The 26,171-nt window shown below is 61.9% G+C and carries 19 protein-coding genes; 9 read left to right on the top strand and 10 right to left on the bottom strand.

Translation table 11 applies throughout. The features are described from left to right. Positions 1–31 precede the first annotated feature (31 nt). From IGS60_RS06350 to cyoA, 7 genes are all read right to left on the bottom strand, one after another. Positions 32–568 carry a response regulator transcription factor gene (locus tag IGS60_RS06350; RefSeq protein WP_034788474.1) on the bottom strand — a complete coding sequence of 179 codons (537 nt, stop codon included), beginning with the start codon at positions 566–568 and terminating at the stop codon, positions 32–34. Next, a complete protein-coding gene (locus tag IGS60_RS06345; RefSeq protein ID WP_099408535.1) occupies positions 558–1,907 on the bottom strand; it encodes an ATP-binding protein in 1,350 nt (449 codons plus the stop codon). The genes IGS60_RS06350 and IGS60_RS06345 overlap by 11 nt, the downstream gene beginning before the upstream one ends. Beyond that, the gene (locus tag IGS60_RS06340) at positions 1,891–2,643 is read right to left on the bottom strand and encodes an SURF1 family protein (RefSeq protein ID WP_230503062.1); all 753 of its coding nucleotides are present in this window, start codon (positions 2,641–2,643) and stop codon (positions 1,891–1,893) included. The genes IGS60_RS06345 and IGS60_RS06340 overlap by 17 nt, the downstream gene beginning before the upstream one ends. Before the next feature lie 77 nt (positions 2,644–2,720). Continuing rightward, a complete protein-coding gene (gene cyoD, locus IGS60_RS06335) occupies positions 2,721–3,107 on the bottom strand; it encodes a cytochrome o ubiquinol oxidase subunit IV (RefSeq protein ID WP_034788483.1) in 387 nt (128 codons plus the stop codon). Then, positions 3,104–3,742, bottom strand: a complete 639-nt coding sequence (gene cyoC / locus IGS60_RS06330) for a cytochrome o ubiquinol oxidase subunit III (RefSeq protein WP_034788486.1) — start codon at positions 3,740–3,742, stop codon at positions 3,104–3,106. Before cyoC ends, cyoD begins: the two co-directional genes overlap by 4 nt. Next, entirely contained in the window at positions 3,735–5,738 is a 2,004-nt protein-coding gene (gene cyoB, locus IGS60_RS06325) for a cytochrome o ubiquinol oxidase subunit I (RefSeq protein WP_070218846.1), read from the bottom strand. The genes cyoC and cyoB overlap by 8 nt, the downstream gene beginning before the upstream one ends. A gap of 90 nt (positions 5,739–5,828) precedes the next feature. Then, positions 5,829–6,812: a ubiquinol oxidase subunit II gene (cyoA, locus tag IGS60_RS06320; RefSeq protein ID WP_175444764.1), complete on the bottom strand. Its 984-nt coding sequence runs from the start codon at positions 6,810–6,812 to the stop codon at positions 5,829–5,831. A gap of 217 nt (positions 6,813–7,029) precedes the next feature. Here cyoA and IGS60_RS06315 point away from each other — a divergent pair, with 217 nt between their 5' ends. Beyond that, positions 7,030–8,376, top strand: a complete 1,347-nt coding sequence (locus IGS60_RS06315) for an MFS transporter (protein WP_070218888.1) — start codon at positions 7,030–7,032, stop codon at positions 8,374–8,376. Positions 8,377–8,489: 113 nt separating this feature from the next. Here IGS60_RS06315 and IGS60_RS06310 read toward each other — a convergent pair whose 3' ends face one another. Beyond that, on the bottom strand, positions 8,490–8,942 hold the full coding sequence (locus tag IGS60_RS06310) for an Hsp20/alpha crystallin family protein (protein WP_070218889.1): 453 nt from the start codon (positions 8,940–8,942) through the stop codon (positions 8,490–8,492). A gap of 281 nt (positions 8,943–9,223) precedes the next feature. On the opposite strand from IGS60_RS06310, the gene IGS60_RS06305 reads away from it, so the two are divergent. The 4 genes from IGS60_RS06305 to IGS60_RS06290 are packed head-to-tail and all read left to right on the top strand — an operon-like array spanning position 9,224 to position 17,689. Further along, complete coding sequence (locus IGS60_RS06305) at positions 9,224–12,706, top strand: response regulator (protein WP_230503486.1); 3,483 nt, start codon at positions 9,224–9,226, stop codon at positions 12,704–12,706. Between the two features lie 28 nt (positions 12,707–12,734). Further along, positions 12,735–13,616: a CheR family methyltransferase gene (locus tag IGS60_RS06300; protein WP_230503061.1), complete on the top strand. Its 882-nt coding sequence runs from the start codon at positions 12,735–12,737 to the stop codon at positions 13,614–13,616. Next, positions 13,606–14,796, top strand: coding sequence for a hybrid sensor histidine kinase/response regulator (locus tag IGS60_RS06295; RefSeq protein ID WP_230503060.1), 1,191 nt, complete (start codon positions 13,606–13,608; stop codon positions 14,794–14,796). The genes IGS60_RS06300 and IGS60_RS06295 overlap by 11 nt, the downstream gene beginning before the upstream one ends. A 7-nt stretch (positions 14,797–14,803) precedes the next feature. Beyond that, positions 14,804–17,689, top strand: coding sequence for a PAS domain-containing protein (locus tag IGS60_RS06290; RefSeq protein ID WP_230503059.1), 2,886 nt, complete (start codon positions 14,804–14,806; stop codon positions 17,687–17,689). Here IGS60_RS06290 and IGS60_RS06285 read toward each other — a convergent pair. Continuing rightward, positions 17,683–20,955, bottom strand: a complete 3,273-nt coding sequence (locus tag IGS60_RS06285; RefSeq protein WP_230503058.1) for a PAS domain-containing protein — start codon at positions 20,953–20,955, stop codon at positions 17,683–17,685. The genes IGS60_RS06290 and IGS60_RS06285 overlap by 7 nt on opposite strands. Before the next feature lie 68 nt (positions 20,956–21,023). Here IGS60_RS06285 and IGS60_RS06280 point away from each other — a divergent pair, with 68 nt between their 5' ends. Then, positions 21,024–21,929, top strand: coding sequence for an alpha/beta hydrolase (locus IGS60_RS06280; RefSeq protein ID WP_230503057.1), 906 nt, complete (start codon positions 21,024–21,026; stop codon positions 21,927–21,929). 122 nt (positions 21,930–22,051) lie between these two features. Then, positions 22,052–23,260, top strand: a complete 1,209-nt coding sequence (locus IGS60_RS06275) for a hypothetical protein (RefSeq protein WP_230503056.1) — start codon at positions 22,052–22,054, stop codon at positions 23,258–23,260. 242 nt (positions 23,261–23,502) lie between these two features. Here the strand turns inward: IGS60_RS06275 and IGS60_RS06270 are convergent, their stop codons facing one another. Next, complete coding sequence (locus tag IGS60_RS06270; RefSeq protein ID WP_230503055.1) at positions 23,503–24,033, bottom strand: SRPBCC domain-containing protein; 531 nt, start codon at positions 24,031–24,033, stop codon at positions 23,503–23,505. Positions 24,034–24,163: 130 nt separating this feature from the next. On the opposite strand from IGS60_RS06270, the gene IGS60_RS06265 reads away from it, so the two are divergent. Next, positions 24,164–24,598, top strand: a complete 435-nt coding sequence (locus tag IGS60_RS06265) for a MarR family winged helix-turn-helix transcriptional regulator (protein ID WP_070218336.1) — start codon at positions 24,164–24,166, stop codon at positions 24,596–24,598. Further along, entirely contained in the window at positions 24,595–26,169 is a 1,575-nt protein-coding gene (locus IGS60_RS06260; RefSeq protein ID WP_230503054.1) for a DHA2 family efflux MFS transporter permease subunit, read from the top strand. The genes IGS60_RS06265 and IGS60_RS06260 overlap by 4 nt, the downstream gene beginning before the upstream one ends. Positions 26,170–26,171: the final 2 nt, after the last annotated feature.

Here is a 26,171-nt window from a genome sequence, read left to right as displayed (position 1 = left end):
TTGTGTGAGGTCTGGCAAGCCGGGAAATCCCCTACTTCACCCGCTGCTTTTCCAGCTTGCGCGCCAAGGTGCGCCGGTGCATGCCCAGCCTTCTCGCCGTTTCCGAGATATTGAAATCCGTCTCGGCCAGCATTTCGTGGATGCGTTCCCATTCCAGGGTCTTGATGTTGGTAGCGCGGTTCGTCAGTTCGATGTCGGCGTTGCCGGCCACGTGGCCGAAGGCCGCTTCGATGTCGTCCGTGTTCGACGGTTTCGCCAGGTACTGGCAGGCGCCCAGCTTGATGGCTTCGACGGCCGTGCCGATGCTGGCGTAGCCCGTCAACACGACGATCAGCATTTCCGGGTCGTGCTGGTGCAGCATCTGCACGCAGGCCAGGCCGGACGTATTGCCATTGAGTTTCAAATCGACGACGGCGTAGTCGGGGCAATGCTGTTCCAGCAAGGCGCTCGCCTCATCGAAATTGGTGGCCAGGATGACCTGATAGCCGCGCCGTTCGAACGAGCGGCCCAGGGTGCGGGCAAACGCGGCATCGTCTTCCACGATCAGTAACAGACGGTCATCCTGCATGGTGGTCGCTTTCTCTTTCCAGTTTGATGGCAGCCAGCGGCAAGGCCAGGTGCACCACCGCCCCGCCCTGCACCCGGTTGCGCGCAGTCACCGTGCCGCCCAGGGTACGCGCGACATTGACCACCAGGAACAGGCCCAGGCCGCCGCCGGGCTTGCCCTTGCTGCTTTGATATGGTTTGCCCAGGTGCGTCAGCATCGACGGCTCGAAGCCGGGGCCCGCATCGGTAACGACCAGGTGCAAGGCGTCCGCTTCGCGCGTCGCTTCAAAACGCAGCCATTCGGGCGACGCTTCCAGCGCATTGTCGAGCACATTGCAAATCGTTTGTTTCAAGGTCGAATCGAAAACGACGGGCACGTCGTGCTCGATGCGGTTATCGTACTCGAAATCCTGGATCGGGCGGCTCGTGCGCCACTCATCGACCAGGTCGTTGAGGAAGGTATTGATCGTCGTCTTGACGGAAGATTCGCCGCGCGCCTCGCCCGCCGACAATAAGATGCCGCTGACGATGCTCTTGCAGCGCTGCAATTGCGCCTGCATTTCCGTGATTTCTTCCAGCAGTTCGCTGTTCTTGCTCAATTCCGGCATGCGGCGCCAGTCGCCGAGGATGACGGACAAGGTTGCCAGCGGCGTGCCCAGCTCGTGCGCGGCGCCCGAGGCCAGCAAGCCCATGCGGATGATGTGCTCCTCTTCCGCCGCGCGCTGGCGCAAGTCGGCCACCTTGGCGTCGCCGGCCCGCTGGTTGCGGTTGATGCGCGTGATGAACACCACCAGCAAGGCGGCGTTCAAAATAAAACAGATCAGCAGGCCCTGCACGTACAGGCTGGAAAAACCGCGCTCGGGGTCGATCGGCAGGATCAAGGGGCCGGGCAGCAAGGCCAGGCCCGCCAGGCACAGGCTGGTAATGGCCACCATGATCCAGGTCGACCACACTTCCAGCAGCACGGCGCTGAGGATGACTTGCAATAAATACAGGAAGGCAAACGGATTGCTGATGCCGCCGCTCAGGTAGAGCTGGGCCGTCAGCACGGTGACGTCGACCAGCAGGGCAAGAAACAGGGCCGTATTGGAAACGGGCTGGCGTTCGTGCCAGCGCAAGAGGCTGGCCAGATTGAAGGCGATCAGGCAGGACAGCACTTCCAGCATGTAGGGCACGGGCAAGGCGATGCCCAGTCCCACGCCCACGCCGAAGATGGTGCTGATCTGGCCGATCACGGCCAGCCAGCGCAGCTGGATCAGCAGCTTCATGTTCTGGTGGCCGGCCGGATGTTCCATCTCGGCCGCCACGGCGCCGCGTTCTAGTACCTCGCGGTTGGGCAGGATTTCAATCCTGCCCGGCATGGTCGCTTTCCTGGCGATCGGCATTGCCCGCCTTGCGCGCGCGGCGGCGCCGGTCTTCGCGCACGATCCACCATGTGATGCCGGCCACCATCAGGGCCAGCGCGAACCACGTCAAGGCGTACACGAGGTGATTGTTGTGGAACGAGATCACGGTCAGGCCGCCGACGGGGGCGTCACTGGCCGTTTCCGATTTCTCTTTCGCATCGACGAAATATGGCGCCACGTTGCTCAGCATGTGCGAGGCGGCGATGGCGGCCACGTCGCGCGAATACCAGTGCTGGGTGGCAGGACTGTTTTCGCGCAGGAAACCGCCGCCCGTCTCGCTGATGCGCAGCAAGCCGTCGACCTCGACGATGCCGGCCGGCGTGCTGGCGCCGATGCCGGCGCGTTTCGGCACGAAGCCGCGGTTGATGAGCACGGTGCTGCCGTCGGCCAGGCGCAAGGGCGTCACCAGCCAGTAACCGCTGCCCAGTGCCGTCGTTGCTTGCACCAGGGTATTGAATAGGGGGAGATAAGTACCGGAGAGTCGCACATGGCGGTATTCATCCGTTTGCTGCGTGATGCTGGCCCAGGCTGCGGGTCCAGGCGCGTCCGTTGCGGGCGCATGTACGCGTTGTTCGACGCGCTCGATCAGGTCAAGCTTCCAGAACAGGCGCTTGACTTGCCAGGTTCCCAGGACGCAGAAACCGGCAAACAAGATCCCCGCCAGCAAGGCTAGCGCATACCGCACAGCCATGCCGCGTGGGCCTGGCGCGGCATCTTGCGATGCGGCGCCAGGGGCGCGCCCGGTGTTGCTTGGGCGCGGTTGACTCATCATGGAGCCGTTTTCGTATGCATGTACTCAGGCATCAGATCCGGCATCATGTTGTGGTTCATGTGGTACATGACCCACAGGGAACCGGCCATGGCGATGCCCACGATCATGATCGTGAAGATCAGCGCCATCATGTTCCAGCCGCCTTCGGACTTGGTGTTCATGTGCAGGAAGTACACCATGTGTACCACCACTTGAACGGCCGCGAATGCCAGCAGGACCAGGCCCATGGTGCCCGAGTTGGTGATGGCTTTCGTCATCACCAGCCAGAACGGAATGGCCGTCAGGATCACCGACAGGATGAAACCGATGGCGTAGCTTTTCAGGCTGCCATGATCGTGGTTGTCATGGTGGTGGCTATCGCCGTGTGTGTGGTGGTCGCTCATGGCAGCACTCCCATCAGGTAGACAAAGGTGAAGACGCCGATCCAGATGACGTCCAGGAAGTGCCAGAACAGCGACAGGCACATCATGCGGCGGCCGTTTTCCGGGGTCAGGCCATGCTTGTTCAACTGGAACATCAGGGTCACGAGCCAGATCACGCCGAACGTCACGTGCAAGCCGTGGGTACCGACCAGGGCAAAGAACGACGACAGGAACGCGCTGCGCTGCGGACCGGCGCCTTCGTGGATCAGATGAATGAATTCATACATTTCCAGCGACAGGAAGGCCAGGCCGAACAGGCCCGTGATGCCCAGCCAGACCAGGGTGCTGCGCAATTGCTTGCGCTGCATGGCCAGCATGGCGAAGCCGTAGGTGATCGACGACAGCAGCAGCATGGCCGTGTTGACGGCCACCAGCGGCAGGTCGAACAGCGCGGCGCCCGTCGGGCCGTCCGCATAGCTGCGGCCGACCACGGCGTACGTGGCGAACAGACAGGCGAAGATCAGGCAATCGCTCATCAGGTAGAGCCAGAAACCGAGCAAGCTGCCGTTTTCCGGATGATGCTCGCGCACAAAGTAGCTGCGCGTGCTTGGTGCGGCGCCAGCGGCGCCGGTGTTATGGGCGATGGTATCAGACATGGCTGCTCAGCAATTTAGTATAAGCGTCTTCGGTACGGACCACTTCTTCCGCAGGAATGTAGTAATCGCGCTTGTAGTTAAAGGTATGGACGATGATCGTAATCATCATGACCACGAAGCCGATGCCGGCGACGAGCCACATTTGCCAGATCAGGCCAAAACCGACCAGTGCGGACAGTGCGGCGATCACGAAACCAGCCCAGGTGTTCTTCGGCATGTGGATCTTCGTGAAACCGGACGTCGGACGCTGGTAACCGTGTTTCTTCATGTCAGTCCATGCATCGAGTTCGTGCACTTGTGGCGTGAAGGCGAAATTATAGTCTGGCGGTGGCGACGACGTCGACCATTCCAGCGTACGGCCGCCCCATGGGTCGCCGGTGACGTCGCGCAGGGCGTGACGGTTGCGGAAACTCACATAGAACTGCATCAGCAGGGAACCGATGCCCAGCGCGATCGAGACGGCGCCAAACCAGGCGATGATGGTCCAGATTTGCAAGGATGGATCTTCAAAGTGGTTGACACGACGGGTCACGCCCATCAGGCCCAGCACGTACAGCGGCATGAAGGCCAGGTAGAAGCCGACGAACCAGAACCAGAACGAGCACTTGCCCCAGAACGCGTCGAGCTTGTAGCCGAAGGCTTTCGGGTACCAGTAGTTGATCGCAGCAAATACACCGAACACCACGCCGCCGATAATCACGTTATGGAAGTGGGCGATCAGGAACAGGCTGTTATGCAGCACGAAGTCCGCTGGAGGTACGGCCAGCAGCACGCCGGTCATGCCGCCGATGGTGAAGGTGACCATGAAGCCGATCGTCCACAGCATAGGCAGTTCGAAGCGGATACGGCCGCGGTACATGGTAAACAGCCAGTTGAAGATCTTCGCGCCCGTCGGGATCGAAATGATCATCGTCGTGATGCCGAAGAAGGAGTTGACGCTGGCGCCCGAACCCATGGTGAAGAAGTGATGCAGCCATACCAGGTAGGACAGGATCATGATGACGCAGGTGGCGTACACCATCGAGGCGTAGCCGAACAGGCGCTTGCTGCTGAACGTGGCAACCACTTCCGAGAACACGCCGAACAGCGGCAGGATCAGGATGTAGACTTCCGGGTGGCCCCAGATCCATATCAGGTTGACGTACATCATGGCGTTGCCGCCCAGTTCCGTCGTGAAGAAGTTAAAGCCGGCAACGCGGTCCAGCGACAGCATGGCCAGAACAGCCGTCAGCACCGGGAAGGCGGCGACGATCAGGATGTTGGTGCACAGTGCGGTCCAGGTGAAGACGGGCATTTTCATCCAGGTCATGCCCGGTGCGCGCATCTTGACGATGGTGGCGATCAGGTTGACACCGGACAATAGCGTCCCGACCCCGGCAATCTGCAAGGACCAGATGTAATAGTCTACCCCCACGTCCGGACTGCCGACGATGCCCGACAGCGGCGGATACGCCAGCCAGCCCGTGCGGGCGAATTCGCCGACGAACAGCGAAGCCATGACCAGGGCGGCGCCCATGGTGGTCATCCAGAAGCTGAAGTTGTTGAGGAATGGGAAAGCCACGTCGCGTGCGCCGATCTGCAGCGGCACCACGTAGTTCATCAGACCCGTCACGAAAGGCATCGCGACGAAGAAGATCATGATCACGCCGTGGGCGGTGAAGATCTGGTCGTAGTGATGCGGCGGCAGGAAGCCGGCATTGTCGCCAAAGGCGATCGCCTGCTGGGTACGCATCATCAGCGCGTCGGCAAAGCCGCGCAGCAGCATGACCAAGCCCAGGATCATGTACATGATACCGATTTTTTTATGGTCGATACTGGTGATCCAGTCGCGCCACAGGGTACCCCAGACGCGGAAATACGTCAGTGCCGCAACGAGTGCGATACCGCCCAGGGCGACCATTGCAAAGGTCGCCAGCAGGATAGGTTCGTGAAATGGAATTGCATCCCAAGTCAGACGGCCGAATATAAGCTTCGTCAGATCAATATGGTCTAGCATTGTTACTCTCAGAGAAAAAAGGGAGGCGCCAGGCAAGCGGCGCCAGTATCTGCAGCGCCACTACGATGCGCTGCGGGATTCATGCAGTGGTTACTTGGCTTGAACGCCCTTTTCCACGACTGCATCGCTAGCGACTACTGCCGTTACGGCCGCTACCGGGCTTTTTGCCATCGTCAATTTGTATGGCTCGACCGGCGTCACGCACAGGGCGTCGGAAACGATGGTGCGGTTCAGAATTGCCTTGTACAGATCGTTAGGCACGGCGCTGTAGCGGCGTACCGGGTCGCGTTCGCTAGGCTGGGCCAGCGACAGGTAGTCGTCGCGGTTCAGCGCGCCGCCACCGGCACGTGCCGATTCCACCCATTTGTCGAAGTCCGCATCATTGACACCGTGGAACTTGAAGCGCATGCCCGAGAAACCGGCACCGCTGTAGTTCGCGGAGAAGCCTTTATAGACACCCGGCTTGTTGATGACGGCATTCAACTGCGTTTCCATGCCCGGCATGGCGTAGATCTGACCTGCCAGCGCGGGGATGAAGAACGAGTTCATGACGGACGACGCGGTGATCTTGAAGCGGATCGGACGATCGACGGGCGCGTACAGTTCATTCACGGAAGCGATGCCTTGCTCCGGGTAGATGAACAGCCATTTCCAGTCCATGGCCACGACTTCGACGATCATCGGCTTGTGGCTGGCGGGAATGGGACGGTTGGCGTCGATACGGCTCAACGGGCGGTATGGATCGAGGGTGTGAGTGCTGATCCAGGTCAGCAGGCCCAGCACGATGATGATCAGCAGGGGCGCGCCCCAGATAATCAGCTCGAGGCGAGTCGAGTGGTCCCAGTCCGGCTCGTATTTGGCCGCGGTGTTGTTTTTTCTATAGCGCCATGCGAACAGCAGGGTCAGGGCGATTACCGGAACGATAATCAACAGCATCAGCAATGTCGAGATGACAATCAGATTGCCTTGCTGAACTGCGATGTCGCCAGACGGATTCAGTACCACCGTATTGCAACCAGCCAACAATGCGAGAGGTAAAAGAAGCAGTCCGCGACGAACTTTTAATGAAAACATACAGGAAAGTCCAGTACAGGGGATGAAGATATGGTACTGTATTCTCACTGGAGCGCACTGGCAATTGGACGTTTTGTCCTACCCCTTGCTCGGACTTTCACTTGGTAGACGAGGACTTCTCCTACAACTATCTAATGAATAGTCCTGCTCCGGGCGTGAGACACCCGGGGTAAGTTACGCGTTGGCCGAACTCGAAACGATATTGGAGACGATCATCATGTCCAGCACGCGCACACACAGCGGCGATGTACCCGCCGACTTTTCCCCCCACTCCCTGCGCGACGCACGCGGGGCCGGCACGGTCGAATCGCATATCGACCCCGGTGAGATCGCCGTCGGCGTGATCATCGGCCGCGCTTCCGAATACTTTGACTTCTTTGTTTACGCCATCGCCTCGGTGCTGGTGTTTCCGCGCGTCTTCTTCCCGTTCGAAGAACGCCTGGAAGGGACGTTATATGCGTTCCTGATTTTCTCATTCGCCTTCATCGCCCGTCCGTTCGGCACCGTGATCTTCATGGAAATCCAGCGCCGCATGGGACGCAGCGCCAAGCTGACGTTCGCCCTCTTCCTCCTGGGCGTGTCGACGGCCGGCATCGCCTTCCTGCCGACCTACTCCCACCTGGGCTTTGCCGCCATCATCTGGCTGTCCGTGCTGCGCATCGGCCAGGGCGTGGCCCTGGGCGGCTCCTGGGATGGCTTGCCATCGCTGCTGGCCCTGAACGCGCCTGAAAACAAGCGCGGCTGGTACGCCATGCTGGGCCAGCTGGGCGCGCCCGCCGGCTTCCTGATCGCCGCCGGCCTGTTCTGGTTCATGCTGACCAGCCTGACGGATGAAGACTTCCTCGACTGGGGCTGGCGCTATCCGTTCTATGTGGCGTTCGCCATCAACGTCGTGGCCCTGTTTGCCCGTTTGCGCCTGGTGTCGACGAATGAATATGCGCGCCTGCTCGACGAACGCGAACTGCAGCCCGTGAGCGTGTTTGAAATGAGCCGCGGCCAGGGCCGCAACGTGCTGATCGGCGCCCTCGCCGCGCTGGCCAGCTACGCCCTGTTCCACCTGGTCACCGTGTTCCCGCTGTCGTGGATTTCCGTCTACCAGACGCGTTCGGCCCCGGACTTCCTGCAAATCCAGATGGTCGGCGCCGTGCTGGCCGCCATCGGCGTGGTGATTTCCGGCTTGCTGGCCGATAAAGTGGGCCGCCGCACCACCCTGGGCGTGCTGGCCGTGCTGATCGCCATCTTCAGCGCCTTCGTGCCGACCCTGATGGGCGGCGGCAATACGGGCCAGGATGTGTTCATCCTCGTGGGCTTCAGCCTGCTGGGACTGTCCTACGGCCAGGCTGCCGGCGCCGTGACGGCCAACTTCCCTGCCCGCTTCCGCTATACGGGCGCGGCCCTGACGTCCGACCTGGCTTGGCTGGTCGGCGCCGGCTTCGCCCCGCTGGTGGCGCTGGGCCTGTCGGCCAACTTCGGCCTCGCCTATGTCAGCTTCTACCTGCTGTCGGGCGCCGTCGCCTCGCTGGCCGCGCTGAGCCTGAACCGGGCGCTGGAAATCCGCGACTGACATATATATAGAGGCAAATCGGGTGGCAGCGTGCTGCCACCCGACAATACCCAAGAAACGCCGGCACCGTCCGGCGTTTTTTCATACCCGCTCCTTGGCCAGGCTTACTAGGCTTACTGTATCGCCAGCTGCCGCCCGCCCGTGCCCTCCTTCTTCGGCAAGTCCAGCAGCAGCACGCCATTTTCATAGCGCGCCTGCGCGCCGGCCTCGTCCACCTCGTGCGGCAGCACGAAGCTGCGGTATTGCTGGCCATACTCGCGTTCGCTGCGCACGGTCTTGCCGCCGCCGTCGCGCGTCACTCTTTCATCCTTGAGTTCGGCACTGATGGAGACGCGGCTCCCGTCGATGGAGACCTTGATATCGTCCTTGTTGACGCCTGGAATATCTGCCTGCACCTGATAGGCTTGCTCGGTTTCGGAAATGTCGACGCGCATGCGTGACGAACCTGCATCGCGCAAGCGCAAGGCGGGCGCGAAAAAGTCATGCATGAAATCTTCCATGTCGCTGAACGGGTCGAAACGTGCCAGCGGGTTTTGCGGATCGCGACGCATCAATTGATTAGCCATGATGTCCTCCTGCATGGGATGGTTTGCACACGGCGGTCGTCGCAGGGACGCCGCCACCTCCTGCATCTTAGGATGCGAACCGCTTGTCTCTTTGATCTGCCTCAATCGCGGCCAGCTTGATTTTTCCCCAACGATCATCTGTGCGCTGGCGCGCTTTGCACCGCCTTACGCGTCGGCAATTTAGCGCAAGACTGTTATGCTAGCGCACGCTATGCTTGACCACCAGAAACCTTGCATTTCAATTAAAATTGACTTTTTCGCGACAGCCTTACACGGACATGATGAATACCAAGACCCCGATCGACTCCTTCAGCTTTCGCCGCATCCTCGCCCGCAACGTTACCTTGCCGCTGCTTATCGGGATCGTCACGGCCCTCGTCTTTGTCGGCCTGATCGCCTACCTGCTCTCGGCCCTGCGCTCGGTCGAGCATTCCGAACGGGTGATCGGCAACGCCAACGAGGTCATGAAGCTGTCCGTCGACCTGGAAACAGGCATGCGCGGCTACCTGCTGACGGGCGATGAAACGTTTTTGGCGCCGTATAAATCGGGCAAGGCAAAGATCGCCGTGGAAATGAACACGCTGCTCGAGCTGGTGTCCGACAACTCCATCCAGGTGGACCGGCTGCGCCGCATCCGCGCGCTGCAAGGGCAGTGGATGGAGTACGCGGAAGCCGTGATCGCCCAGCGCCGCAACAACCAGGAATTCCTCGCGCGCGTGCGCCAGGGCGAAGGCAAGCTGGAATTCGACGAAATCCGCCGCGAATTCCTCACCTTCCTGTCCATGGAACAGCGCTTGCGCCAGGAGCGGGCCGACTCGGCCGAGGGCCGCACCGTGCTGGCCGTGGTGGTGTTCCTGATCCTCAGCCTGGGCATGTCCGGCTTGCTCGCCTACCTGGGACGTCGCGAACTGCTGCGCCTGTCCGATATCTATAACGATGCGCTGGAGCAGCGCGGCAAGGACAACGACGTGCTGCAGGAGCAAGCATGGCTGCGCACGGGACAGACGGAGCTGGCCGCCCACACAAGCGGCCAGCTGGGCTTGCCGCAGCTGGGACGGCACGTGCTGGATTTCCTGGCCCACCGGCTGGAAGTGGCCGTGGCCACCCTGTACGTCGTCGACGAGGATGGCAGCCTGCGCCGTACGGCCGTGTACGGCTTCAACGAACAGGGCGTGAAGGAAAAACAGGTGTTCAAGCTGGGCGAAGGCCTGGTGGGCGAGACGGCGCGCGAAAAACGCCTCAAGCATGTGCAGCAAGTGCCCGAGAATTATCTGACCGTGACGTCGAGCCTGGGCAGCGGCGCGCCGCTGGAACTGGTGTTGGTGCCCGTCAACAATGAAGGCGTCGTCAACGGCGTCATCGAACTGGGCTTTACGCATCCCGTCAGCGCCCGCGCCAAGGAGTGGCTGAACCTGATTGGCACCAATATCGGCACGTCGCTGGAAGCGGCCCTGTACCGCCAGCGCCTGCAAAATGTACTGGAAGAAACGCAGCAATTGAATGAAGAACTGGAAGTGCAGCAGGAAGAACTGCGCACGGCCAATGAAGAGCTGGGTGAGCAATCGCGCGTGCTGGAACAGTCGCAAGCCCACCTGGAAGAGCAAAAAGCGGCGCTGGAGCAGTCGAACGAGCAGCTGGCCGTGCAGGCGCTATCGCTGGACCAGAAGAACATGGCGATCGTCCAGGCGCACGCCCAGCTGGAAGCGCGCGCCGAAGAGCTGCAGCGGGCCAGCCGCTACAAATCCGAATTCCTGGCGAACATGTCGCATGAGCTGCGCACGCCGCTGAACAGCTCGCTCATCCTGTCGAAGCTGTTGTCCGACAACAGCAGCGGCAACCTGACGTCGGAACAAGTGACGTTTGCGCAAACCATTTATTCGGCCGGCAATGACCTGTTGACCCTCATCAACGACATCCTCGACATTTCCAAAGTCGAGGCGGGCAAGCTGGAGTTGACGCCGGACGCCGTGCCTTTCGACGAGCTGCTCAGCAGCATGAAGATGCTGTTCGGCGCCCAGGCGCAACAAAAGAAACTGGTATTTGACGTCAAGGTGGCGCCGGACACGCCGCCGTCCTTCGTCAGCGACCGCCAGCGCCTGGAGCAGATCCTGAAAAATCTGCTGTCGAACGCCATCAAGTTTACCGATGCGGGCACGGTGTCCCTGCACGTGAGCGCCGATGCGGCCGGCCAGGTGCGCTTCCAGGTGCAGGATTCGGGCATCGGCATCGCCGACGACCAGCAGCACAAGATTTTCGACGCCTTCCACCAGGCCGACGGCACCACCAGCCGCCGCTATGGCGGCACGGGCCTGGGCCTGTCGATTTCGCGCGACCTGGCCGCCTTGCTGGGCGGCGGCATCGAGCTGGCCAGCACGCCGGGCCAGGGCAGCACGTTTACCTTGGTGCTGCCGGCCGTCATGCCGGAACGCGCGGTGGAGGCGGCGGCAGCGCCCCACGCCGCGCCGCAAGCGCCCGCAAAAACCGCGGCCGCCGCACCGAAGGCGGCGCCTGCCGCCAAACCCGTGCCGCTGCCCACGTTCCAGGATGACCGCGATAGCGTGCCCCCCGCCAAGACGGGCCAGCGTTCCGTGCTGGTGATCGAGGATGAGCCGTCGTTTGCCGGCATCCTGTTCGACCTCGCGCATGAAATGCAATACCGCTGCCTGGTGGCGCACGGCGCAGACGAAGGCTTGCGCCTGGCGGAAGAATTCCTGCCCGACGCCATCCTGCTCGACATGGGCTTGCCGGACCGCCCTGGCTTGCTGGTCTTGCAGCAATTGAAGGAAAACCCGATAACCCGCCACATTCCCGTGCACATCGTCTCCGGCAACGACCAGATCCAGGAAGCCATGCAGCTGGGCGCCATCGGCTACGCCACCAAGCCGCGCACACGCGAACAATTGAAGGAAGTGTTCCACAAGCTCGAATCAAAATTCACGCAGCAGATGAAGCGCATCCTGCTGGTCGAGGACGATGAACGCCAGCGCGAAAGCGTGGTCCACCTGATCAGCGACAACGACGTGGAAATCACGGCCGTGGCGCTGGGTGAACAGGCGCTGGAACTGCTGAAGACGCAAATTTTCGACTGCATGATCATCGACTTGAAGCTGCCCGACATCCAGGGCAACGAATTGCTCGAACGTATGGAACATGAAGAATTGTGCTCGTTCCCGCCCGTCATCGTCTACACGGGCCGCAACCTGAGCCGCGAGGAAGAAGCGGATTTAATGAAATATTCGCGCTCGATCATCATCAAGGGCGCCCGTTCGCCCGAGCGCCTGCTCGACGAAGTGACCCTCTTCCTGCACAAGGTGGAGTCGGAACTGTCAAGCGAGCGCCAGGGCATGCTGCAACAGGTGCGCAGCCGCGAGCGCGTGTTTGAAGGACGCAAGATTTTGCTGGTGGACGACGACGTGCGCAACATCTTTGCCCTGACGAATGCGCTGGAACAGAAAGGCGTGGTGGTGGAAATCGGCCGCAACGGCTTCGAAGCCATCAGCAAGCTCAACAGCGTGGACGATATCGACCTGGTGTTGATGGATGTCATGATGCCGGGCATGGATGGCCTGGAAGCGACACGCTTGATCCGCGCCGATGGCCGCTACAACAAGCTGCCCATCATCGCCATTACGGCCAAGGCCATGAAGAATGACCAGGAAGAATGCCTGCAGGCGGGCGCATCCGACTACCTGGCCAAGCCGATCGACCTGGACCGCCTGTATTCGCTGCTGCGCGTGTGGATGCCAAAGATGGAACGCATCTGATGCCACACCACGCGATGGAAAGCCGCTGATGTCCCCGCGCTACACGGACGAGCAGCTGCATGCGCTGATGGAAGCCATCTATCAGCGCTACAGCTACGACTTTCGCGACTATTCCCTGCCCTCGCAGCGCCGCCGCCTGAACCAGGCGCTCGAGCGCTTCCATTGCGCCGACTTGCCTGCCTTGCAGCAGCAAGTGCTGCACGACGCGGCCAGCTTTGGCAAGCTGCTGCAGATTTTGACCGTGCCCGTCACGCAAATGTTCCGCGACCCGGCGTTTTTCCTCGCCTTGCGCGAACACGTGGTGCCCGTGCTGAAAACCTACCCGTCGCCGACCATCTGGGTGGCCGGCTGCTGCACGGGCGAAGAAGCGCTGTCGCTGGCCATCGTGCTGCACGAGGAAGGCTTGCTCGAACGCAGCACGATCTACGCCACCGACATCAATCCGCAGGCGCTGGCCACGGCCGCGCGCGGCGTGTATCCGCTGCACCGGCTCGAGGAGTATGGCGCCAACTACCTGGCAGCGGGCGGCCTGGGCCAGCTGGCCGACTACTACACGGTCGAGCACGCCACGGCGCGTTTCCAGCAGCGTCTGCTCGACAGTATCAACTTTGCCGACCACAGCTTGTCCACGGACAGCGTTTTTATCGAAACGCAATTGATTTTGTGCCGTAACGTGCTGATTTACTTCAACAAAACCTTGCAGGAGCGGGCCCTGGGTCTGTTCCACGACTCGCTGTGCCACCGGGGTTTCCTGGGCCTGGGCAGCAAGGAAAGCACGCATTTCACGCGCTTTGCCGCCGACTTCGAGCCATTGCCGGGTCCCGAAAAGCTCTACCGCAAGCGTGCGCCGTCGCACGCCGCTTCCCATTACGCTGGGCGGCACATGCCAGGATTGAAACATGATGAATGAAACAAGCACCAAACTGCTGATCGTCGATGACTTGCCGGAAAACCTGCGCGCGCTCAATGCGCTGATCCGCGAGAGCGACCGCAGCGTCTACCAGGCCTCGTCCGGCGAAGAAGCGCTGGCCCTGCTGCTCGAACACGATTTCGCGCTGGCCATCCTCGACGTGCAAATGCCGGAAATGGATGGCTTTGAGCTGGCGCAACTGATGCGCGGTACGGAAAAGACGCGCCACATCCCCATCGTCTTCGTCACGGCGGCCGGCAAGGAAATGAATTTCGCCTTCCAGGGCTATGAAAGCGGCGCCGTCGACTTCCTGCACAAGCCGCTCGACATCAATGCCGTGCAAAGCAAGGTCAACGTGTTCGTCGCCCTGCACCAGCAGCGCAGCGAGACGCGGCGCCAGGTGCAGGCGCTCGAGCACAGCCGCCAGCAGCAGGAAGCGTTATTGAAGGAATTGCGCGCCACCCAGGCTGAACTGCAGCGCTCGCTGCGCCTGCGCGACGAATTCATGTCCATGGTGGCGCACGAGCTGCGCACGCCCCTGAACACGCTGTTCCTCGAGACGCAGATGCGCACCGTGAACCTCGAGCGGGGCAATCTGGCCGCCTTCGAGCCTGAAAAGCTGGGCAAGATGGTGGCGCGCGACGGGCGGCAGATCCGCAGCATGGTGCGCCTGATCGACGACATGCTCGACGTGTCGCGCATTACCAGCGGCAAGCTGTCGATCCGCCGCGAATCGGTCAATCTGACCAGCCTGGTGCGCCGGGTGGCCGACGACCTGTCGCCGTATGCCGCCGCGGCCGGCAGCGTGCTGGAAGTGCTGGCCTTCGAACCCATCCACGGTTACTGGGATGCCTTCCGCGTCGAGCAAATCGTTGTCAACCTGATCAGCAATGCCGTGCGCTACGGCCAGGGCCAGCCCGTGGAAATCAGCCTGGCGCACACGCAGAACAGCGCCGTCATCGAAGTGCGCGACCATGGCATCGGCATCAACGCGCGCGACCAGGAACGCATCTTCGACGCCTTCGAGCGCGTCATGCACCAGGACCGCACGGGCGGCCTGGGCCTGGGGCTGTTCATCACCAAGCAACTGGTCGATGCGCATGGCGGCGCCATCACCCTGCAAAGCCAGCCCGGCAATGGCGCCCTGTTCAGCGTCACCCTGCCGCTGGCCGGCAGCTGAGGCCGGCATGACCATCACACCCGCCCCCCGCGGCCAGGCCGGCGCCAGCGGCGTCGCCTTCTTGCTGCAGCTGGAACGCCGGCTGCGGCTGCTGCAGGACACGGGCGAGATCCTGTCCCTGTCGGCGCAGCTGCTGGGACAGCGCCTGGGCGCCCAGCAGGTGGCCTGTTTCGATATCGACCAGACCCTGCAATGCCCTACTCTGCAGCATGCGTGGAGCGAAGGCCTGGCGCCCGGTGCCACCGGCGAGTATTTCCTCGGCGATTACGCGGCAGGCCTGGCCGATGCCCTGGCCGCCGGCCAGGCGCTGGCCGTCAGCGATGTGGCGAGCGACCCGCGCACGGCCATGCCGGCCGCGCTGGCCACGTTTGCGCGCCTGGGCATCCGTGCCTTCCTGAACATTCCCATTGCCAAGGAGGGCCGGCTGGCGGCCCTGTTCGTCGTGCACAGCAGCGCGGCACGGCTGTGGCATGCGGACGAAATCGAACTGGCCGTGCAAGTGTCGGAACGGGTCTGGTCGACCATTTTGCGGGCCCGGGCGGAATCGCGCCTGCGCGCCCTCAGCGCCACCATGGAAACGCAGGTGGCCGAGCGCACGCGCGAGTTCGGCCGCACCTGGAACGTCAGCCCCGACTTGCTGGGCGTGCTCAACCTCGACGGCTATTTCGAACACTCGAACCCGGCCTGGCAAGCCACCCTGGGCTGGTCGGTCGAGGAAATCCGCACGACGAAATTTTTTGAACTGATCCATCCCGAAGACTTGCCGCGCACCTATGCGGCCTGGGAGGCGGCCAACCAGGGCCAGCCGGCGCTACGCTTCGAAAACCGCTACCGCCACAAGCTGGGCGGCTGGCACTGGCTGTCGTGGGTGGCCGTGCCCGAGGGCGAGAAGGTGTATTGCAGCGCGCGCGACATCACCGTGGAAAAGAAGCTGGAAGCGGACCTGGCCGCGCGCAACAGCGAGCGCGAGCGGCTGTGGCGCAGCGCGCAAGACCTGATGGTGGCCATCGATGCCGACGGCTGCTTTACCGCCGTCAACCCGGCCGCCAGCGCCATCCTGGGCTGGCTGCCCGAGGAAATGCTGGGCCGCAGCCTGTTCGACTTCGTGCTGCCCGAGGATGCGGCCGCCACGCGCCAGGCGCTGGCGCAAGTGTCGCGGGAAGCCATGCCCAGCTTTGAAAACCGCTACCGGCACCGCGATGGCGGCCACCGCTGGCTGTCGTGGGTGGCGGCGACCGAAGGCGACCTGGTGTTTGCCACCGGGCGCCACGTCACCCTGGAAAAGGAAGCGCAAAGCACCTTGCTCAGCATGCAGGAATCGTTGCGCCACAGCGAAATGGCGCTGCTGCAATCGCAAAAACTCGAAGCGCTGGGCAAGCTGACGGGCGGCGTGGCCCATGATTTCAATAACGTCCTGCAAATTATTTCGGGCAATCTGCAACTGCTGCAGATGACCCTGGACGGCGACCCGCTGGCCGCCAAGCGCATCGCCAGCGCCTCGGCCGCCGTGGAACGGGGCGCCAAGCTGTCGGCCCAGCTGCTGGCCTTTGCGCGGCGTCAACCGTTGAAACCGCTGGTGACGGACCTGGCGCAACTGCTGCGTTCGACGGAAGAGCTGCTGCGGCGCGCCACGGGCGAAACCATCGAAACGCGTTTGCTGCTGGCCGACGACTGCTGGCGCGCGCTGGTCGACCCGCACCAGCTGGAAAACGTCATCCTCAACCTGGCCATCAACGCGCGCGACGCCATGAATGGCCAGGGCCAGCTGACCATCGAACTGAGCAACAGCGTGCTGGACAGCGGCTACGCGGCGCGCCATGCGGACGTGGCGCCCGGCGACTACGTGCAGCTGGCCGTCTCGGATACGGGCACGGGCATTCCCGCCGAGCTGCTGGACAAGATTTTCGAACCGTTCTTCACGACCAAAAGCGAGGGCGAAGGCACGGGACTGGGCCTGTCCATGGCGTACGGTTTCCTGCGCCAGAGCGGCGGCCACCTGACGGTGGACAGTTTGCCGGGCCACGGCAGCACCTTCCGCATCTACCTGCCGCGCTCGCTCGAAGCGGAAACGGAACTGCCGCTGCAACTGGGCGGACCCGTGCTGGGCGGCAAGGAAACCATCCTCGTCGTGGAAGACGACGTGCAGGTGCAGACGACGGTGGTGGACATGCTGCGCGGCCTCGGCTACGTCGTGCTGCGCGCCAGCGACGGCGAAAGCGCGCTGGCCATCGTCGGCAGCGGCGTGCCCATCGACCTGCTGTTTACGGACGTGGTAATGCCGGGCAAGGTAGCCAGCACGGAACTGGCGCGCCAGGCCCGCTTGCTGCTGCCGCAGCTGGCCGTGTTGTTTACCTCGGGCTACACGCAGGACGCCATCATGCAGGGCGGCCGCCTGGAGCCGGGCGTCGAGCTGCTGAGCAAGCCCTACCGGCGCGAAGACCTGGCGCGGCGCATCCGCCACCTGCTGGCCAATGGCCGCCATGTGACGGCCCTGCACCAGTACCGTGCGCAGCTGGCGCCGCAGCCTGCGCCGGCGCTGCCGGAGGGAAGGCATATCCTGCTGGTGGAAGACAATGCCGACGCGCGCGCGATGACGAGCGAACTGCTGGCCATGCTCGGTCACACGGTGCTGGCCGTGGGCACGGCCGAGGAAGCGCTGCCGCTGCTGGGCACGCCGGGACTGGATCTGCTGCTGACCGATATCAGCCTGCCGCAGATGTCGGGCGTCCAGCTGGCCGAGCTGGCGGCGCGCGACTATCCGCAGCTGGAAGTGGTGTTTTCCACCGGCCATGCGCCGGCCAATTCCGGCGTGCTCGACCCGCAGGCGCGCTTTCTGGTGAAACCATTTACCGTCAAGCAATTACAGCGGGCCTTGCTGCCGCCAGGTCAGTAGACGTCGAGCCGGCGTGCCTTCAGTGCGCTGGCCAGCTCTTCCAGGCCAAACGGCTTGCGCAGGAATCGCGCGCTGGCGTCCTGCATCAGGCTGGCGCCCCAGTCGTGTCCTGAAGCAAACACCACCTCCAGCTGCGGCCAGTGCGCGCGCGCATGGCGCGCCAGCTCCAGGCCGGACATGGTGGGCAGGCTGATGTCCGTCACCAGCACGTCCAGGCCCGGCATGGCCAACAGCGGCATGGCCGCTTCCGCGCTGGCCACGCCGTGCACGGTGTGCCCCAGCATATTGAGCATCTCGGTGGTCATTTCGCGCGCATCGTCATTGTCTTCCACCAGCAGGATGCGCCGCCCGGACGGATCGGGCGCGCCCACCAGGCGGCGGTCGGCCAGCAAATGGCGGATGCGCCGCGCCAGGTCTTCGCGCTGGTAGGGTTTGCTCAACAGCTCGACGCCAGCGTCCAGGCGCCCGCCGCGCATGATGGCGTTATGCGTATAGCCCGAGGTAAACAGCACGGCCAGGTCCGGCAGCAGCAATCTCGCCTGCTGCGCCAGCTCCTTGCTGCTGACGGGACCGGGCATGACGACGTCCGTAAACAGCAGGTCGATGGCCACGCCCGTGCCCAGCAGGGCCAGCGCCGAGGCGCCGTCGTCCGCATGCAGCACGTCGTAGCCGAGGCCGCGCAGCATGTCGACCACCGTGTGCTGCACGGGCGCGTCGTCTTCCACCACGAGGATGGTCTCGCCGCCGCCCAGCACGGGGCCCGTCAGGCCAGGCGGCGGTTCGGCCAGCTTTTCCAGCGAACGGGGCAGATAAATTTTAAAAGTCGTGCCCGCACCGGGCGCGCTGTGCACCTTGATGTGGCCCGCGCTTTGGCGGATGAAGCCGTACGCCATGGACAGGCCCAGGCCCGTGCCCTCGCCTTCCTTTTTCGTCGTGAAGAACGGTTCGAATATCTGGTCGATCACGTCGCGCTCCATGCCGTGGCCCGTATCCGTGATGGTCAGCAGCACATATTGCCCCTCCAGCACATCGGCATGCAGGCTGGCATAGGCGGCGTCGAGCGTGACGTTACTCAAGGTAAACGTGAGGCGCCCGCCCTTGTCCATCGCGTCGCGCGCATTGATGGCCATGTTCAGCAGCACGTTTTCCATCTGGTTCGGGTCGACCAGGGTATGCCACAAGCCTTCGCTGATGAAGGTTTCCTCGGTAATCGCCTCACCCAGGGCGCGGCGGATCAGCTCGTGCATGCGGCGCAGCAGCCGACCCAGGTCCGTCACCAGCGGTTTTAATGGCTGGCGCCGTGCAAAGGCCAGCAGTTGCGACGACAGCTTGGCGCCCCGCTCGACGGCCGAGGCGGCTGAATCGAGGCGCCTGGCCGCCTGCGGATTATCGGCCACGGTCAGCTTCAGCAACTGCAAATTACCGGAGATGATTTGCAGCACGTTATTGAAATCGTGGGCCACGCCGCCCGTCAGCTTGCCGATCGATTCCAGCTTTTGCGCCTGCAACAAGGCTTGCTCGCTGCGCACGAGCGCCAGACGCGCCTCTTTTTCATCGGTGACGTCGCGGCCGATGGCGTGGATCAGCTTTTGCGCCGGCACGGCCGTCCAGGAAATCCAGCGGTAGCCGCCATCGCGCCGGCGGTAGCGGTTTTCCATGCGCAAGGTGGGTGCGCCGTGGGCCAGGCGCGACAAGTCCTGCAGGGCCGCCATGCGGTCGTCGGGATGCACGAGGCTGATGAAGTCCATGCCCAGCGATTCGATTTCCGGGCGCTCGAGGATCTTGCTCCAGGCGGGGTTGACGGCAATGATCATGCCGGACAGGTCCGCCACCAGCATGATGTCGGTGGACAGCCGCCACATGCGGTCGCGGTCTGCCGTGCGGTTGGCCATTTCCACTTCCAGCGAGGAATTCAGGTAGGCCATTTTTTCCAGCACGTTCTTCTGTTCCTGCACGTCCGTATTCGTGCCCACCCAGCGCAGCACCTTGCCCGCCTCGTCGAACAGGGGCAAGGCGCGCGCCAGGAACCAGCGGTAGGCGCCGTCGCTGGCGCGCCGCATGCGGAACTCCTGTTCATAGGCGCTGGCGGTGGCGACGGCCCGGTCCCAGCTTTTCTGCGTGATCTGCACGTCGTCCGGATGCACGCAGTGGCGAAAGCCGCTCGATACGAGCGACTTCATCGATTGCCCTGTGTATTCGCACACCTGTTCGTTGACCCAGTAGGTGGCGCCGCTGCCATGCGCCAGCCAGGCCTGGTTGGGCATGGTCGAGGCAAGCGAACGGAACTGCGCCTCGCTGTCGAGCAAGGCGTTGCGCGCCTGCCAGTGTTCGTCGATATCTTCGCAGGAGCCATACCATTTCACGGCTTGGCCGCGCTCGTCTCGCCGGCAATACGCGCGCGAATGCACCCAGCGGTACTGGCCATCCTGCCGGCGCACGCGCATTTCCTGGTCCAGGGGCTGGCCGCTGCCCACCGCTTCGCTCCACGCCGCCAGTGTGCGGGGCACGTCCTCGGGATGGATGGCGTCCAGCCAGCTGGTACCGAGGCCGCTGCCGCCCGTCCAGTCGCGCCAGCGCTGCGCCACATAGTCGAGCTTGCCGTCGAGGTCGGCCGTCCACAGTACTTGCGTGTTGAGCTCGATGGCGTAATGAAAGTGTTCGCGGCTGTCGTGCAGCGCCTGTTCCAGCTGGCCCCGCTCGATGACATGCGCGGCCACGCGCGCGGCCAGCGCCAGCAGTTCGATTTCCGGTTGCGTGGGATGGCATGTCGCCTGGAAAAACAGGCCCAGCACACCCAGGATATGCCCCTTCGCGCCAAAGACGGGGGCGACCCAGCAGGCACGGTAGCCGTGCAGCATGGCTTCCTTGCGTCCCGCGCTCCAGTGCACGTCGCGCGTCATATCGCCGCAATATACGGGCGCGCCGGAAAAGGCCGCCGTGCCGAATGGAGAAGGCTGTTCGCCGCCGTGGCGCAGGGCCAGGCACAGGTCTTGTGGCAGGCTGGGCGCGGACAAGCCGCAAAAGCGGTCGGCCTCGTCGATAAGCACCAGGCAGGCATGTGCACCGCCCTCGGCCAGGTCTTGCAGCGCCAGCAACAAATGCTCCAATGCCTGGGCCAGGTCGGCGCCTGCCGCGATGCTGCCCAGCGCACTATGCTCGGCGTCCAGCAAGGAAAGAATGTTGTTTGCGTGCACCGTGTCGATAAGGGGAAAACTGATGCCCGAAATATACCATGGGGCAACGCTCTTGCAGGAGGAAAACAGCATGCCCCTTGATCTCTCCCCCCACGCGGCCCTATGCTAAAGTATTGCTCTCCTCTCAAGCGAATCCCAGCATGCCTACCACCTTGCCGTTCTCCCTGATCGCCACCGCCCTGCTCGCCTCCGTCCATGGCGCCGTCGCCGCCCCCATGAGCCTGGAAGACTACCTGGCCCTGAACGGCCCCGCGCCCACGGCGCAGCTCGCCTATGGCACCGCGCCGTCGCAATACGCGCAGCTGTTCCGGCCCGAAGGCAGCGGCCCGTTCCCCGTCGTCGTGCTCGTCCATGGCGGCTGCTGGACGGTGGCCTTCGGCGGGATCAAACAGATGCGCAACGTGGCCGGCGCCCTCGTCGCGCAAGGCATCGCCGTGTGGAATGTCGAGTACCGCCGCGTCGACGAGGAAGGCGGCGGCTATCCGGGCACCTACGAAGACATGCACGCGGCACTCGACAGCCTGCAGCAGCACGCGCGCCAGTACCAGATCGACACGAGCCGCATCGTCGCCATGGGTCACTCGGCCGGCGGCCAGCTGGTGCAATGGATCGCCGGCCGGGAAAAGCTGCCCAAGACCAGCCCCCTGTACCGCGACAAGTACTTGCCAATAAAAAATATCCTGAGCCTGGGCGGCCTGGCCGACCTGCGCCACGAGAAAGACTTGATCAAGAGCAGCTGCGAACGCGACATCGCGCAACTGGCAGGCAGCGCCAGCACTGAGCGCCCCGACATCTACAGCGACACCAACGCCGCCGACCTGATCCCCAACGGCAGCCGCACAGTTCTGGCCACGGGAGAACTCGACACCATCTCCCCTCCCCGCGTCGCGCACGACTACGCGGCCAGGGTGCTCAAGGCCGGCGACCATGCGGAGGTGCTGATTTTGCCGGGCGCCAGTCATTATGACGAGATTGCCGCGACGTCGAATGCGTGGAAGATGGTTTTGCCGGTGGTGCGGGGGATGCTGGGGATGGCGGCGAAATGATGAAAGTAGTGCCTGAAGCAGGCAACATAACAGTAAAAGCATATCCAACACTAGAAGTTACGCTACCTTAGTCAACAGATTAAGCAATAAAAGTTATTTTAATTAACGACAAAGGTTTGATTGTGCAACCTATTCAAGTTTATCTAGATAGCAGCGATTTTTCCGATATCGCGAATGTCAAAAAAAAGCCATCCGAATATAGCGATGTAATAAATTACTTACTAACAAAACGTGACAAAGGCCTAATTCAAATTCGCTTTAGTGAGGCACATGTCGTTGAGGCGGCCCCAACAATCCCGGATTCCATTCCAGCAGCAATTGAAAGATTGAAAACCATCCAGGAAATTTGCGGAAAGAACTCTTTAATTCACCCTATTGATTTAATAGCTTACGAAGTCTCATCTAATGCAATTTCAGCCTCCAACGATGGTCGCTCTCACATCTTTCGCAGTGATGCTAATTGGTTACCAGCCGCATTTGATTTCTCTGAAATTATTCCTGACGTAGAAAAATCTGTGCAACAAGATATTGAAAAAATGGGGCGACTTGAAAGAAGAAAATATCTGAAAAATGGAAAGCCGACAGCACTTTGGTACGGAGAAATGCGAGATGCGAATAGTGCGACAGGAAGTATCGCTGCTAATAACCTTCCTTTGACAACTGACGCCATCCGTACATTTAGGAGATACTTTATCGGAGATGCTTCCCGAAAAGAGGCATCAAAAGCATTATATGACTCAATAACTGACTTAGAAGTATTTGGCAATTGGTATAAAAAAGATTGGGGAAGAGCCTCTGATATGTCTCGTCACCTACGCGAGATCGGAGGCGAGTTTGAAACTGCACTTGATGAGGCACGTAAGCAGTTCGAAGAAATGATGGTGGAGCATACTGATGCGGGGGGTGATTCTAAAAAACTACTTGACTTGTCAGTGCGTGCGTTCTATGAAGTTTTGGCTGGCAGCAGTAGTCGCCTAGCAAATAAATTGGCACTACAAATTGGAGCGACTCCGAAGCTTACAGAAGATAGTTGGCAAGCATCACCGGGTTTGACTTGTTCTATTACATTGGCGATGCATATAGCACGACGGTCGGTCGTGGCTAAGCTACCGAGAAGTCCAAAATCTAGTGATTTCCCCGATTGCTACCATGCAATTTATCTACCGTACGTTGATGTCTTTCGAGCTGATGGCTTTATGGCCGGAATGCTTCGAGAGTGCAAAATACCATTGTCAACTATGGTTGTGGATAAATTTCTACAACTTCCCGTTAAGATTGATGAGTTGTTAGAAACTCGAAAAAAAGAAATAGTAAGCGACGATGTTGAATAACTCCTTAAGTTACTTCCGCCAAACCGCTTTGCGGTTTAACGCTCCTCAGAAACCACGAGCACAAGATCAAGCCGAGTAGACAACCGCTGCCAACCCAGGCTCCCCGGGCCCAGCGGGCCTGAAAAATGGCCAGGGCAAGGCGCGCGGGCGAAGACAGTACGCATGTACGGCGAGCCCAAGCAACGCAGCCATGGCCGTTTTCTCAGGCCCGCGGCTCTGGCCCGCTGTTCAAAACAATACGCTCACTGAACACGCGCCAGGTATTGTGCCAGCTGGGCGAAGGTAGCCTTGAACCCCTGCGTCATCGACTCATGCCCTTCCACAAAAGTCCGATGCTGCTCATCCGTCGCCTTGTGCGGCGTCGACCGCAAGGTCATCGTCGTCTTGCCGTTTTCCTCGGTAAGCGTCATGACATTGAACGATTCCAGCGGCCACGTCGCGCTGACCGGGTGCTGCACGGCATTGCCCTGCTTGTCGGCGAAGGACAGGATCGAGACGATCTTTTCCGGCGCTTCAATGGCCTGGTAGGTGAACTTGCCCCACATCTCGTAGCCATTGTCGGCGCGCATGCCGTAGTGGAAGACGCCGCCCGGCCGCAAGTCCAGCGCCAGCACGCTCAATTCGAAGCCGACGGGACCCCACCACTGGGCCAGGCGCTCGGGCTCCACCCACGACTGGAACACCAGTTCGCGCGGCGCGTCGAAGGTTTGCGTGATGACAAAGTCGCTGCTGTCGCGGTGCTGTCCGTCCTGCTTCTGTTTTTCCGTCGTCATGCTGTCTCCTGATGGTGGTGGGCTGACTGTTAATGTACCAGCGGCGCCGGCAAACGGAAAGGCCTGTACGCCTGTCAAACCAGCATGCTAAAATATTAGTTAGACACCTAACCATTAGACGACTCACCTTATGATTTCTATCGAAGAGCGCTTTTCCGCCGCGCTCCACAAGACGGCGCGCGGCTGGCGCCATGCGATCGACCGGCGCCTGAAAGACCTGGACCTGGGGCAAGCGAGCTGGATGTGCATCGCCATGATCGCCAAATCGCCGCAGCCGCCCTCGCAAAGCGAACTGGCCCATCAGCTAGGCGTGGAAAACCCCACCATGGTGTCGATGCTGGACCGGCTCGTGAAATCGGGCTTCGTGCAGCGCCAGCCGTCGGAAACGGACCGCCGCGTGAAACTCGTCGTGCTGACGGAAGCTGGCCTGCAGGTGTATGACACGGTGCGCAAGGAAGCGGACGGTTTCCGCAAGGAACTGCTGCAGGGCATTGATCCCGGTCAGCTGCAGGCCGCCACCGAACTGCTGGAAGCGCTACAGGCGGCCACGGAGAAATCCGCATGAGTTCGGCCACAGCCAGTGCCACGCCGGCGCTGCCCGCTTCACAGGACCCTACCTTGAACCGGCGCATGATCACGATTTCGATCATGCTCGCCACCATCATCCAGGCGCTCGACGGCACCATCGCCAACGTCGCCCTGCCCCACATGCAGGGCAGCCTTTCCGCATCGCAAGACCAGATCACCTGGGTGCTGACCTCGTTCATCGTCGCCGCCGCCATCGCCACGCCCCTGACGGGCTGGCTGTGCGACCGTTTCGGCCAGAAAAACACCTTTCTCGTGTCGGTCGCCGGTTTCACGCTCGCCTCCGTGCTGTGCGGCCTGTCCGGCACCCTGTCCGAGATCGTCGCCGCCCGCTTGCTGCAGGGCGTGTTCGGCGCGGCCCTCGTGCCGCTGTCGCAGGCGGTCTTGCTTGACATCAATCCGCGCGAAAAGCACGGCTCGGCCATGGCCATCTGGGGCATGGGCGTGATGATCGGTCCCATCCTGGGACCGACCTTGGGCGGCTGGCTGACGGACAGCTACAGCTGGCGCTGGGTCTTCTTCATCAACATCCCCATCGGCGCCATGGCCTTCTATGGCATCTGGCGCTACATCCGCAAGGACCCGCCCAACCGCCGCATGAACTTTGACATGTTCGGCTTTGCGACGCTCAGCCTGTCCATCGGCGCGCTGCAGATGCTGCTGGACCGGGGCGAGCAGAACGACTGGTTTTCCTCGACGGAAACGTGGATCGAAGCCATCGTGCTGGCCATGAGCCTCTGTTACTTCATCGCCCACACGGCGCTGCGCCCGGCCGGCAAGTCCTTCCTCGATTACCGCCTGCTGAAGAATTCGAATTATGTGAGCGGCTTGCTGTTCATCTTCATCGTCGGCATGGTGCTGTTCGCCACCCGCGCGCTGACGCCGTCCATGCTGCAGGGCTTGATGAATTACCCGGCGGCCATTGCCGGCCTGGTGACGGCGCCCAGCGGCCTGGGCACGATGCTGGCCATGCTGATCGTCGGCAGGCTGACGGGCAAGATCGATACGCGCATCCTGCTGGGCGTGGGCTTTTCGATTACCGCCTTTTCGCTGTGGCAAATGGCCAATTTCACCCTGGACCTCGTGCCGAAGACGGTCGTTTGGAACGGCATCATCCAGGGCATCGGCCTGGGCCTCGTCTTCGTGCCCCTGAGCGCGGCCACGTTCGCCACCCTGTCGCCGCAGATGCGGGCGGAAGGCACGGCAATCTACAGTCTGGTGCGCAATATCGGCAGCAGCATCGGCATCGCCCTCGTGCAGACCTTGTTGGTGCGCAATACGCAGATCGCCCATGCCTCCCTGACGGAACACATCACGATCGCCAACCCGGCCCTGCATGACCCCGGCATCGCCCAGGTGTTCGACCTGGGCACGCGCACGGGCATGGCGGCGCTGAATGGCGAAATCACGCGGCAGGCATCGATGATCGCCTACCTCGACGACTTCTGGCTGATGATGTGGCTGACCATCCTCGTGCTGCCGCTCTTGCTCCTGATCAAACCACCGAAGAAAAATGCGCCCGTCGTGGTCGACCACGCGGCCATGGAATAACC

It is taken from the genome of Janthinobacterium sp. FW305-128, assembly GCF_020858135.1.
In the GTDB taxonomy this organism is placed as follows: Bacteria; Pseudomonadota; Gammaproteobacteria; order Burkholderiales; family Burkholderiaceae_D; genus Janthinobacterium.
The sequence above is the reverse complement of the archived record's forward strand: the minus strand, read 5'-3'. Positions and strand labels throughout refer to the sequence as shown.